This window comes from Blastococcus sp. OS1-29 (genome assembly GCF_057628075.1).
Genome location: NZ_JBXXJK010000002.1, coordinates 724,796 through 735,296 on the forward strand (window position 1 = coordinate 724,796; position 10,501 = coordinate 735,296).

Annotated in this window: 12 protein-coding genes; 3 read left to right on the plus strand and 9 right to left on the minus strand. The window is 74.3% G+C overall.

The window, feature by feature from the left end; genetic code table 11:
- Nucleotides 1-134: 134 nt before the first annotated feature.
- Entirely contained in the window at nt 135-959 is an 825-nt protein-coding gene (locus AC2H4J_RS08080; protein ID WP_487464340.1) for a TetR/AcrR family transcriptional regulator, read from the plus strand.
- Between the two features lie 7 nt (nt 960-966).
- Here the strand turns inward: AC2H4J_RS08080 and AC2H4J_RS08085 are convergent, their stop codons facing one another.
- The 5 genes from AC2H4J_RS08085 to AC2H4J_RS08105 form a co-directional block, all read right to left on the minus strand.
- Nucleotides 967-1,626 (minus strand): class I SAM-dependent methyltransferase, encoded by a 660-nt coding sequence (locus tag AC2H4J_RS08085; RefSeq protein ID WP_487464341.1) that lies wholly within the window; start codon nt 1,624-1,626, stop codon nt 967-969.
- Between the two features lie 110 nt (nt 1,627-1,736).
- Nucleotides 1,737-3,530, minus strand: a complete 1,794-nt coding sequence (gene recN, locus AC2H4J_RS08090) for a DNA repair protein RecN (protein WP_487464342.1) — start codon at nt 3,528-3,530, stop codon at nt 1,737-1,739.
- Nucleotides 3,505-4,560 carry an NAD kinase gene (locus AC2H4J_RS08095; protein ID WP_487464343.1) on the minus strand — a complete coding sequence of 352 codons (1,056 nt, stop codon included), beginning with the start codon at nt 4,558-4,560 and terminating at the stop codon, nt 3,505-3,507. Before AC2H4J_RS08095 ends, recN begins: the two co-directional genes overlap by 26 nt.
- A complete protein-coding gene (locus AC2H4J_RS08100) occupies nt 4,557-5,354 on the minus strand; it encodes a TlyA family RNA methyltransferase (protein ID WP_487464344.1) in 798 nt (265 codons plus the stop codon). Before AC2H4J_RS08100 ends, AC2H4J_RS08095 begins: the two co-directional genes overlap by 4 nt.
- Nucleotides 5,354-5,590, minus strand: a complete 237-nt coding sequence (locus tag AC2H4J_RS08105; protein ID WP_487464345.1) for a hypothetical protein — start codon at nt 5,588-5,590, stop codon at nt 5,354-5,356. The genes AC2H4J_RS08100 and AC2H4J_RS08105 overlap by 1 nt, the downstream gene beginning before the upstream one ends.
- Before the next feature lie 114 nt (nt 5,591-5,704).
- Here AC2H4J_RS08105 and AC2H4J_RS08110 point away from each other — a divergent pair, with 114 nt between their 5' ends.
- A complete protein-coding gene (locus AC2H4J_RS08110; protein ID WP_487464360.1) occupies nt 5,705-6,034 on the plus strand; it encodes an alkyl sulfatase C-terminal domain-containing protein in 330 nt (109 codons plus the stop codon).
- 2 nt (nt 6,035-6,036) lie between these two features.
- Here the strand turns inward: AC2H4J_RS08110 and AC2H4J_RS08115 are convergent, their stop codons facing one another.
- Nucleotides 6,037-7,122 carry an HAD-IIA family hydrolase gene (locus AC2H4J_RS08115; protein WP_487464346.1) on the minus strand — a complete coding sequence of 362 codons (1,086 nt, stop codon included), beginning with the start codon at nt 7,120-7,122 and terminating at the stop codon, nt 6,037-6,039.
- Nucleotides 7,119-7,514 (minus strand): tetratricopeptide repeat protein, encoded by a 396-nt coding sequence (locus AC2H4J_RS08120; RefSeq protein ID WP_487464361.1) that lies wholly within the window; start codon nt 7,512-7,514, stop codon nt 7,119-7,121. The genes AC2H4J_RS08115 and AC2H4J_RS08120 overlap by 4 nt, the downstream gene beginning before the upstream one ends.
- A gap of 79 nt (nt 7,515-7,593) precedes the next feature.
- Between AC2H4J_RS08120 and AC2H4J_RS08125 the strand changes: the two genes are divergently transcribed.
- A complete protein-coding gene (locus AC2H4J_RS08125) occupies nt 7,594-8,892 on the plus strand; it encodes a DUF1015 domain-containing protein (RefSeq protein ID WP_487464347.1) in 1,299 nt (432 codons plus the stop codon).
- Nucleotides 8,893-8,906: 14 nt separating this feature from the next.
- Here AC2H4J_RS08125 and AC2H4J_RS08130 read toward each other — a convergent pair whose 3' ends face one another.
- Entirely contained in the window at nt 8,907-9,266 is a 360-nt protein-coding gene (locus AC2H4J_RS08130) for a single-stranded DNA-binding protein (RefSeq protein WP_487464348.1), read from the minus strand.
- 99 nt (nt 9,267-9,365) lie between these two features.
- On the minus strand, nt 9,366-10,244 hold the full coding sequence (locus AC2H4J_RS08135) for a tetratricopeptide repeat protein (protein WP_487464349.1): 879 nt from the start codon (nt 10,242-10,244) through the stop codon (nt 9,366-9,368).
- Nucleotides 10,245-10,501 lie beyond the last annotated feature (257 nt).

Sequence of the window (10,501 nt, forward strand, 5' to 3'; positions counted from 1 at the left end):
CGAGTCCCCCGACGCGCAAACGCGACCCCACAGTTACGCACCGTGTCCGACACTTCGGGCGCCACGACACGCCAGGGCCGCGGCCTCCGGCTCTCTCGCGGGACCGTTATCTGCTCGTGACTAGCGTGGCAGGCGTGACTGGAGTGGCCCACGCCCTGCCCCGCACCACCGACCGACCTGGGCCGACGTCCGGCGAGGAGGACACCGCGGTTCCAGCCGGCGCGCCCACCGAATCGCCCACGTCAGCAGCGGTGATCCGTGCCGTACCGCCGATCCGGCCGGAGGCCGAACCGCCGGCGCGGGCCCGGCGCAAGGACCGGGCCGAGCGCGGGCCCGGGCGGCGCGAGCTGCGCCGTCAGGAGACCCGGGCGCGGATCGTCGACGCGGCGGCGGAGCTGTTCGCCGAGCGCGGTTTCGACGCGGTCAGTGTGATGGAGATCGCCAAGCGGGCCGGCGTGGTGGAGAAGACGGTGTTCAACCATTTCCCGGTCAAGGAGGGACTGGTCTTCGATGCCGACCCGCCGATGCGGGCGGCGCTGCTGGACGCCGTCCGTCGTCGTCCCGCCGGGGAATCGGTCTCGGCCGCGGCCGGCAGCTTCGTCGTGTCGGCAGTGAGCATGCTGGGTGCACCCGAGGCGGCCGACGGCGTGGCCCGCATGGCGCGGGTGATCCGCGGCAGCCGCGTGCTGCAGGTACGGGAGCGCGAGATCCTCGGCGAGCTGACCGACGCGCTCGCCGAGCTGATCGTGGAGGAGACCGGTGCCCGGCACGGCCGGGTGGAGCCGTGGCTGGCCGCGCACGCCGTCCTGGGCCTCTACGCGTCGCTGCTCGAGCTGGCGCGCGACCAGGTGATCGAGGGTGTCGACGGCGCCGAGCTGACCGCCGAGCTGCTGCGCCAGGGCCGCCGCGGGCTCTCGCTCCTGCAGTTCGGCCTCGCGGGGTACGCCAAGCGCCGCTGAGCGCGGCTCAGGCGACCTGCAGCGCGCGCAGCAGCTGGCCGGCGCGGTCGCCCGGGACGTCGGGGTCCCGGGTGAACAGGGCCACCGCGACCATGTAGCCGTCGTCATCGGCCCATCCACGTCCCTCGGCGCACAGCTGCCGGATGTGCCGGGCGACCTTGGGCTCACTGCTGTAGGGGCCGAAGTCCAGCCCCATCGCCAGGAAGTTGGCCACGCGGTAGCCCACGTCGCCCGCCGTGCGCACGGTCTCGCCCGGGTCGGAGTAGCTGGCCACGGCTGCGATGACGTTGTCGTAGCCCGCCTTGAGCAGGCGGAGCACCAGGTCGTTGCCGCGGACGCCGCCCCAGAGCTCGGGCATCAGGATGTCGCGGTCGGGTGCGGGGATGTAGGGCGGATTGGAGATGACCGTGGACACGGGCGGGCCGCCCGCGGAGTCGGCCTGGTCGAAGAAGTCGCCCAGTTCGACGGTGTACCGGTCGCCGACCCCGGCGGCGGCGATGTTCGCGCGTGCGGTCTCCACCGAGGGTGCGCTGATGTCGTAGCTGCGCACCCGCAGGCCCGGCAGGGCACTGGCCACCTGGCTGATCGCCGTGGCGTCGCCCGTCCCGAGCTCGACGACACCGTGGGCGTCCCAGCCCAGCTCCGTGCGGTACTGCTCGAGCAGCATGCAGACCGAGAAACCGTAGTGCGCCGATTCGTCGGCGGACGAGAAACAACCCACGAACGTCCGCTACCCCGCGACGGCTCCGGTCACGCCCGCCGTCACCCAGCCGTGTCCTACGGCACCTCGCGGGCGCCCGCGGCGACCGCCAGCAGCTCCCTGGCGTGCGCCTGGCCGGTGTCGCTGTCGGCCAGCCCCGACAGCATGCGGGCCAGTTCCCGCACCCGGTCCTCGCCGTCGACGGCACGGATGTCGGTGGCGGTCACGCCCGCGCCGGTGTCCGGCGACTTGTCGACGACGATGTGCGTGTCGGCGAACGCCGCGACCTGGGCCAGGTGGGTGACGACGACGACCTGGTGGTCCGTGGCCAGCCGGGCCAGTCGCCGGCCGATCTCCCCCGCCGCCTGGCCGCCGACACCGGCGTCGACCTCGTCGAAGACCATGACCGGCACCGGGTCGGCGCCCGCGAACACGACCTCGATCGCGAGCATCACCCGGGAGAGCTCGCCGCCCGACGCGCCCTTGTGCACGGGGCGGGCCGGCGCCCCCGGATGGGCCGCCAGCAGCAGCACGACCTCGTCGACGCCCTCGGGACCCGGCTCGTCGGGATGGCTCTCGATGGAGAAGGACACGGCCGCGCTCTTCATCGCCAGCCCGGCCAGCTCGACGCCGACCTCCGCCGCGAAACCGTCGGCGGCCGCGCGCCTGCCCGCCGACACCTCGGCACCGAGGTCGTCGACCTGCGCGCGCGCCGTGTCGCGCGCGGCGGCCAGCGCGTCCAGCGCCTCGTCGGACACGTCCAGCGCGGACAGCTTGTGCGCGGCGTCCTCGGCCCAGGCGAGGACCCCTGCCAGCCCCTCCCCCGGCCCGGCGTACTTGCGGACGAGGGCGGTGATGGCGGCGCGTCGGTCGAGCACCTCGGCGAGGCGCCCGGGATCGGCGTCGAGGTCGGCCACGTAGCCGGCCAGCTGTGCTGCGACGTCGGAGACGACGGCGACGGCATCGGCGACGTCCTGGGCGAGGAGGACCAGGGTGGGGTCGTCGGAGGCGGCCAGCGCCCGCTGCGCGATCGACAACCCGGCGGTCGCGTCCTGCGGCAGGTCGTCCCCGCCGAGGTCGCCGGTGACGTCACCGACCAGGGCCGCCCGCGCCTCGTCGGCCGCGGCGCGCAGCGCGTCGGCGTCGCCGAGTCGCTTGGCCTGCGTGTCGAGGGCGTCGTCCTCACCGGGCTCGGGTGCGACCGCCTCGATCTCCTCCAGCCCGTGCCGCAGCACATCGGCGGCCTGGGCGAGCTCGCGCGCCTGGCTGCGCCGGCGCTCGAGGTCGGCGGTGAGCTCGCGCCAGCGCTGGTGGGCGGCGCGGTAGCGGTCGAGCAGCTCCAGGTGGGCCGGCCCGGCGTACCGGTCGAGGGCGCGGCGCTGCTCGGCCGGGCGGGACAGCCGCAGCTGATCGGACTGGCCGTGCACCGCGAGCAGACCCTCGGCGAGCTCGGACACCACCCCCACCGGGACGGTGCGCCCGCCGAGGAACGCCCGCGAACGGCCTTCCGCGCTGACCGTGCGGGCGAGGATCAGGCTGCCGTCGTCGTCGGGATCCGCGCCCGCGTCGGCGGCGCGTTCCCAGACCGGCGAGTCGGCGGGCAGCACCAGGCGGCCCTCCACACCGGCGCGCCCCGACGCGCGGACCCGCCCCGGATCGGCGCGGCCACCGAAGAGCAGGGTCAGTCCGGTCACGACCATCGTCTTGCCGGCGCCGGTCTCGCCGGTGACCACGGTGAGGCCGCTGCCGAGCTCGAGCGTGACGTCGTCGATCGAGCCGAGGCCGCGGATGCGCAGCTCGGTCAGCCGGCCGAGGTCACCGTCGGAACTCGCGGCGCTCGTGTGGTCAGGCGTCGTCGTCGGCGCTGACACCTGGGGCCTCCCCCCCGTCCACGACGTTGCCGTCGCCGCTGATGATGTCCCGGCTCAGGACGTTCCTGCTGGTGAACAGCTCGTGGCCGGGGCCGGCGTGCCGCGCGTCCCGGAAACCGCGGACCGGCAGCCCGAACTTGGCGACCAGCCGATCGCCGAACGTCGAGGCGTGCACCCGGGCGATCCGGACCGGCATGTCGGCGCGCCGGACGTCGACACGGCCGCCGTCGGGGATCTCGACGATGCGCCGTCCGTCGGCCGAGACACGAGCGCGGTTGCCGTCGGCAGGCACCGCGACGGTGAGGACCGAGTTGGGCGACGTGACCAGCGGGCGGGCGAAGAGCGCATGGGCGTTGCTGGGGACCAGCAGCAGCGCCTCGACGTCCGGCCACACCACCGGTCCGCCGGCGGAGAACGCGTACGCCGTGGAGCCCGTCGGGGTGGCGCACAAGACGCCGTCGCAGCCGAAGCTGGTCAGCGGGCGGCCGTCGATCGCCAGCACGACGTCGAGGACGCGGGAGCGTTCGGCCTTCTCGACCGACACCTCGTTGAGCGCCCAGGTGTCACCGACGATCTCGCCCACGGCGTCCCGGACGTCGACGTGCAGGGCCAGGCGCTCCTCGACGGAGTACCGGCACTGCTCGATGGCGGTCAGCGTCTCCTCCACCGCCTCCGGCTCCGTCTCTGCCAGAAAGCCCACCCGGCCGAGGTTGACGCCCATGAGAGCGGCATCGGTGTAGCGGCCCAGCTCCGCGGCGCGCAGGAACGTGCCGTCGCCCCCGAAGACCATGACGATCTCGGCGTCCTTCGCTGCGTCGGCGTCGGCTGGGACGACCTCGGCCTCGGCGAGCTCCAGCGCCTCGGCCTCGTCCTCCAGTAGCCGCACCACGATGCCGCCCGCGATCAGCCGGACGGCCGACGTGCGGGCCAGTTCCACGATGTCCCGTCGCCCGGTGTGCACCGTCAGGAGGACGCGCCGGGGCGTGTCCTCGGCGGCGCTCGAGCCATCGGTCAGTGAGCCATCGGTCACTGGGGTCCCTCCTCCACTGCTCGACGGACCTGGTGCTCCTGCGCTGGGCCGGCGTCGCGCCGGAGCCACAGGAAGAACTCCACGTTGCCAGCCGGACCTGGCAGCGGGCTCGCCACCACCCCGGCGGTCCCCCAGCCGAGGGACTCCGCGGCCCGCGCGACCTCGAGAACCGCCTGCACCCGGTGCTCGGGGTCGCGGACGACTCCCCCGCTGCCCAGCCGCTCGCGGCCGACCTCGAACTGCGGCTTGACCATGGGCAGCAGGTCCGCGTCTGGTCGGGCGCAGGCGGTGAGCGCGGGCAGCACCAGGCGCAGGGAGATGAACGAGAGGTCGGCCACCACGAGGTCGACCGGGCCCTCGATCGCCTCGGGCGTCAGGCTGCGCACGTTGGTGCGCTCATGGACGTGCACCCGGTCGTCGGTGCGCAGGCTCCAGGCGAGCTCGCCGTAGCCGACGTCGACTGCCACCACCTCCCTGGCGCCCCGGGTCAGCAGCACCTCGGTGAAGCCGCCGGTGGAGGCGCCGGCGTCCAGAGCGCGTCGTCCGTCGACGGCGACACCGAAGGCGTCGAGCGCGCCGAGGAGCTTGTGCGCGCCGCGGGACACCCAGCTGGGCGTATCGGGATCGGTGCGGACGACGACCGGCGTGCCGGCCTCGACTCCGGTCGCCGGCTTCGTGGCGGCGGTTCCGGCGACGGCGACCCGCCCTTCGGCGATCAGCGTGACCGCATGCTCGCGGGAACGGGCCAGCCCGCGCCGCACGAGCTCGGCGTCGAGTCGGCTGCGCCGTGGCATCAGAGCTGGTCGATCGTGCCGAGTTCGCGCTGCAGCCGGCCGTGCTCGGCCTCGAAGACCGCGACGTGGTCGGCCACCGGCTGCTCCCCTAGGTCCGCGAAGCGGTCCCCGGGGGTGGCCGAGTCCTCCGGCCGGGTGGCCGGGTTCTCCGGCGCCGTGGCCGCAGGCGGCGAGGGAGGGCCCGGAACGGGCCGCGGCGGACCCGGCACGGGTCGCGACGGGCTCGGCTCGGTCATGCTGCGAGGTTACCGGCAGCCCGGGAACGGGCACGGCTCACTGCGGCCGGGGCGATATCGTCCCAGCGCCCGGATCGACGAGTGCAGTGTGGGAGGACCGCCCGCGTGGCGACCATGGACGAGTGCCTGAAGGCACTGAAGGGCATCCTCGGAGACATCGCTTCCCATCCGGCGGCCGCCGGATTGGACCGCAGCCTGTCCTGCCGACTGACCGACCTCGACGAGGTCGTGCTGGGGCGCTTGAGCTCCGGCTCCGTGCGCGACCTCCACGTCCTGCCCCATGGGCCGGAAGTGCCCAAGGCGGACATCCGGCTCACGATGAGCAGCGACGACCTGATCGCGATGACCGACGGGCGGCTGCACTTCGGCAAGGCGTGGGCGAGCGGGAAGGTCAAGCTCGAGGCCGGGCTGCGGGACATCCTGAGGCTGCGCAAGATCCTCTGACCTCAGCTCGTGAAGTCGTCGACGGCCAGAGCCCACCGCCGCAGGGCCGCGACGGCCCGAGATCCGGAGGCGATCACGCGGGCGGGAGCGCCGACATCGGGATGGCGCGCCCAGTGGGCGACGCAGAGCGCCCGAAGACCGTCGAGGCCGTCGCCGTCCTCCCCGTCGGTCACCTGCTCGAGGACGAGGACGTCGTCCGCCTCCGCCTGGCTGACCCGCCAGTTCCCGCACCGATGGGTCTGCCCCTCGAGGGCGACCGGCGGGTGGACGACCAGGAGGCCACCGGCGTCGGTGGACAGCAGGTCGGGCCGGTGGTCGGGGCGGGCGGCGAGGAGCGTGCCCGGATCGGTCACGCCGGTGAGGACCAGCAGGCTGGCAGCGCCGGCCCGCCGGGCTCCCTCGATGTCGGTGTCCAGCCGGTCACCGACCACGAGCGGACGTCGGGCATCGGTGCGCCGGACGCATTCGGCGTGCATCGCCGGGTCCGGCTTGCCGGTGACGAGCGGCTCCTGACCGGTGATCGCCGAGACGATGCCGACCATCGCACCGTTGCCGGGAAGCGGACCGCGAGGCGACGGGATGGTGGCGTCGAGATTGGTCGCCACGTGCCGGGCGCCGTTCCGCACGGCGACGACGGCCTCGGCGAGTTCGGTCCAGCCGACCTCGCGGCCGTAGCCCTGGACGACGGCGACGGGATCGTCGTCCGCGCCCTCCACGACCTCCAGCCCGGCAGCGGTGAGTGCGGCAGCGACTCCGGGACCGCCCACCGGGAGGACCCGGGCACCGCGGGGCACCAGCTGCGCCACGACCGTGGCAGCCGCCTGGGCACTCGTGATGACGTCCTCCGCGCCGGCCGGGACGCGCAGCGCGGTCAGGTGGGCCGCCACGTCTGCCGGGGTGCGGGCGGCGTTGTTGGTGACGAAGCCGAGGCGCATGCCGGCTCTGCGGGCTCCAGCCAGCGCGTCAGGGACCCCCGGCACCGCGTCCGGGCCGACGTAGACCACGCCGTCGAGGTCGAGCAACGCGACGTCGTAGGCCTCGCACGGCGGCACGGAGCTGCCGGCCGCGAGCGGCTGCGCCGCCGTCACGCCGACTCCCTCGCGCGCCGTGCCCGAACCTCGCGGAGGGCCCGGGCGTAGTGCCCGAGATCGGGACGCATGGCGACGGCCAGGGCGAGGTGCTCGGCGGCGAGTGCAAGGGCGCGGGCCTTGTTCGCGGCGAGGCCGAGCCCGAAGTGGGCGTAGTCGTCGGTGGGGTTCCGCAGGATCAGCGCGGTGAACGTCGCCATGGCCTCGTCGTAGCGGCCCGCGTCGTACTGGGCCCGCCCGAGCGCCTCGAGCAGGCTGCGGGAGTCCGGTTCCGCCTCCGCAGCTCGAGCGAGCAGCGTCGCGGCCGCCGCAGGATGCCCGTCGGCGAGCAGCGTGAGGCCACGCCGGTACCACTCGTAGACGTCGCCGTCGGGAGAATGGGCCTCCGTCATCCGCACGCCCCCCTCCTTCGAACCACAGCGCGACCCTCGCGTCGCCGCCGTCGAGCAGGGCGCTCCTACGATCGCTGTCATGTCCACGTCGTCGGAATCCCGGCCGCCTGCCGCGGCCGGCCTCGAGGTCCGTCCCTTCCGGGCGCTGACCTATCGGCGGCGGGACCCCGGGCACCTCGCCCGGGTGAGTTCGCCAGCCTACGACCTGGTGACGCCTTCGGGGCGGGATCACCTGGCCGACGCCGATCCGCACAACATCGTGCGTCTCATCCTCCCGCGGTGCGCGACCGGCGCCGATCCGAGCGCGGACCCAACGACCCAGGCCGCTGCCCTGTTGAACAGTTGGCTCGACGAGGGTGTCCTCGAGCGCGATGCCGATCCCGCCTTGTGGCTCTACGAGCTCCAGCCGCCCGGCGGCGCACCGGCCACCGTGGGCTGGCTTGGGGCGGTCTCCCTCCCACCCGCGGGTTCGGCGGCGGTCCTGCCGCACGAGGACACCTACGCCCCCGCGGTCGAGGACCGGCGGCGACTCCTCGCCGCAACAGCCACCGACCTCGAGCCGATCGTGCTGGCTCACGATCCGGAGGAGACGGTCGCGGAACTCACCCGGGCGGCTCGGCGGGGCGACCCGACGCTGGAACTCCAGGACTCCGACGGGGTCGTCCACCGGCTCTGGCGGCTCACCTCGCCGGACACGCTGGCGCGGCTGAGCGAGGCCTTTCGGCGCACCGGCTCGGTGATCGCCGACGGCCACCACCGGTTCGCCGCCGTCCGGGCCAACGCGCGCGTCGGATCGCCGGGCAGCGACGCCGTGCTCGCGCTGGTCACGCCCATGGGCCCCGGGGGGCTGCGGGTGGCACCGATCCACCGGGTGGTGCCCGACCTGTCCCAGGACGCGGCCGTGTCCCGTGCCGCTGCCGGGTTCGACGTGGCCGAGATGCCCGTGGGCGGAGGTACGGAGCCCGAGATCCTGGCCGCCGTGCAGCGCTGGCTCGCGACCCCCGGCGAGTCGGGTTTCCTGGTCACCGACGGACAGCGACTCCACCGGCTCACGAACCCGTCCGCGGACGTGCTCGCCGCCGTCCCGAACGAGGCGCCGGCGGCGTGGCGTGGCCTGGACGTCGTCCTCGCCCATCACGGGCTGTTGGCGCACCTCTGGCGGCGCGGGGACGACCCGGAGTCGGTGCTGATCGCGCACACCGCCGAGGAGGCCTATCGGACCGCGGTCGAGCGGGCCGGCGTCGCCCTGCTCCTCCGGGCGCCTTCGCCGGTCGACGTGGCCGCTGTGGCACGCGCCGGGGCGCGGATGCCCCGTAAGTCCACCCTGTTCGTGCCGAAGCCCCGGACCGGCCTGGTCCTCCGCCCGCTGGGCGACTGACTTCGACCGAGGCGTCACGCGCTGCGCTCGGCAGCGCTTCCGGCCGACCGCGGCACCTTGCGTCCGCGACGGCAGTTCACCTCGCACACAGAGGCTGTGCCCGAGCCCGTCCGCCAGAAGCGACGCTGCAGGGCGCCCTCGACCTCCACCACGTCACCTGGCTGCCACAGCGCAATGCGACGTTGCAGCGCCCGGTCGTAGGTGATGCAGGAGAGCACGTCCATCGCCTGACCGCGGGCCCTCGGCACGGGCCGGCGCACGATCAGCCGGAACGTCAACAGGTCGTCCCCACTCGGCAATGTCCGGATCTCAGCCGCAGCGGAGACGCGCCCCCGCAGCACCACGTCGTTTCGGTCGATCACAGCCACGCTCATGCAGCCAGCCTGGTGTGCTGCCGTCGATCGACCCAGGGCTCACGCGCATCTGTGGACGGCGCCGACGGCTGTGGACGAGGAGCAGCCGGATGTCGTAGGTCAGTGCTCGCCGTCCGTGGGCTCACTCTCGCCGAGCAGCTCCGCGACCTCCGCCTCGACCTCTTCGTCAAAGCTCTTCCCGAGACCGTGCGTGTCCTCGGGCAACTCCTCCACGACCTCCGGAGCCGGCGGGCCGTCCGACACGCCCGTCGTGTCTGGCGCCTCCGACGCGTTCTCGAACTCCTCCTCCAGATCGATGAATTCGATGCCCGGGCCGTCCACCGCTCCGGTGAGGTTGTCGGGATCAGCGGCGGCGACGGCGGTCAGCCACGCGGAGGCCAGTTCGTCCTCTCCCTGGGCCGTGAGGAGGTCGGCGTAGGCGGCGGCGAGGCGGACGCGGGCCGGATCGTCGGAGTCGAGCGCGGACGGGTCGGGTCGCCCACCGAGGGCGGTCTCGAGCACGAGCCTCGCCGCGGTGTCCTCCCCGAGGTCGCGGCGCGCGCCGGCCTCCACGATGCGCAGCTCGAGCGACTCCTCCGTGTCGGGGGAATCGGCCAGGGCCTCGGCCACCAGGCGCAGCGCGACGTCGGCGCGCCCGAGGGCGCGCTCGCAATCGGCGAGGACCGCGCGGTATCCCCGGTCGCCACTCATGCGCCGGTAGGCGCGGATCTCACGGGCGGCCTCGGCGAAGTCACCCGCGTGGTACGCGGCGACGCCGACGGCCTCTCGAACCGCGGCGACTCGGGACGCGCGGTCACGAGCAGCGCGGGCATGCGCGAGCGCCGCGTCGGGGTCCTCGTCGAGGAGGCTGCCGGCGGCCACGAGATGCGCGGCGACGCGTTCGGCGTTGCGCGGGTCGAGCCCGCGCAGCACCCCGCGCACGGCAGGGTCCAGATCCCGGTTGTCGACCCACTCGGGGATCTCCGGACCCGGCGGCAACGGCGGACGGCGGTCCTGGCGCGCCGCTGCCGGACGATCGGATGGCCGCCCCTGGCGGTCTCCGGACGGACTCCGGTCCTGCCAGCCTCCCCGGCCTCCGGCAGTGCGCTGAGGACGGTCACCCGAGGGACGACGGTCTTGCCACTGCGGACGGTCACCGGTCGGACGGTCGCCCTGCGGCCGGCGGTCGCCCCACTGACCGCGAGGGCTGCCCGACTGCGCCGGACGGTCCCCCTGCGGTCGGCGGTCCTGCCACT

Excerpts from the sequence above, each read along its gene's own strand:
- AC2H4J_RS08125 (WP_487464347.1), top strand. The coding sequence starts at position 7,594 with ATGTCCACGTCGTCGGAATCCCGGCCGCCTGCCGCGGCCGGCCTCGAG.
- AC2H4J_RS08085 (WP_487464341.1), bottom strand. The coding sequence starts at position 1,626 with ATGCTGCTCGAGCAGTACCGCACGGAGCTGGGCTGGGACGCCCACGGT.
- AC2H4J_RS08130 (WP_487464348.1), bottom strand. The coding sequence starts at position 9,266 with ATGAGCGTGGCTGTGATCGACCGAAACGACGTGGTGCTGCGGGGGCGC.
- AC2H4J_RS08120 (WP_487464361.1), bottom strand. The coding sequence starts at position 7,514 with ATGACGGAGGCCCATTCTCCCGACGGCGACGTCTACGAGTGGTACCGG.
- AC2H4J_RS08105 (WP_487464345.1), bottom strand. The coding sequence starts at position 5,590 with ATGACCGAGCCGAGCCCGTCGCGACCCGTGCCGGGTCCGCCGCGGCCC.
- AC2H4J_RS08110 (WP_487464360.1), top strand. The coding sequence starts at position 5,705 with ATGGACGAGTGCCTGAAGGCACTGAAGGGCATCCTCGGAGACATCGCT.
- AC2H4J_RS08100 (WP_487464344.1), bottom strand. The coding sequence starts at position 5,354 with ATGCCACGGCGCAGCCGACTCGACGCCGAGCTCGTGCGGCGCGGGCTG.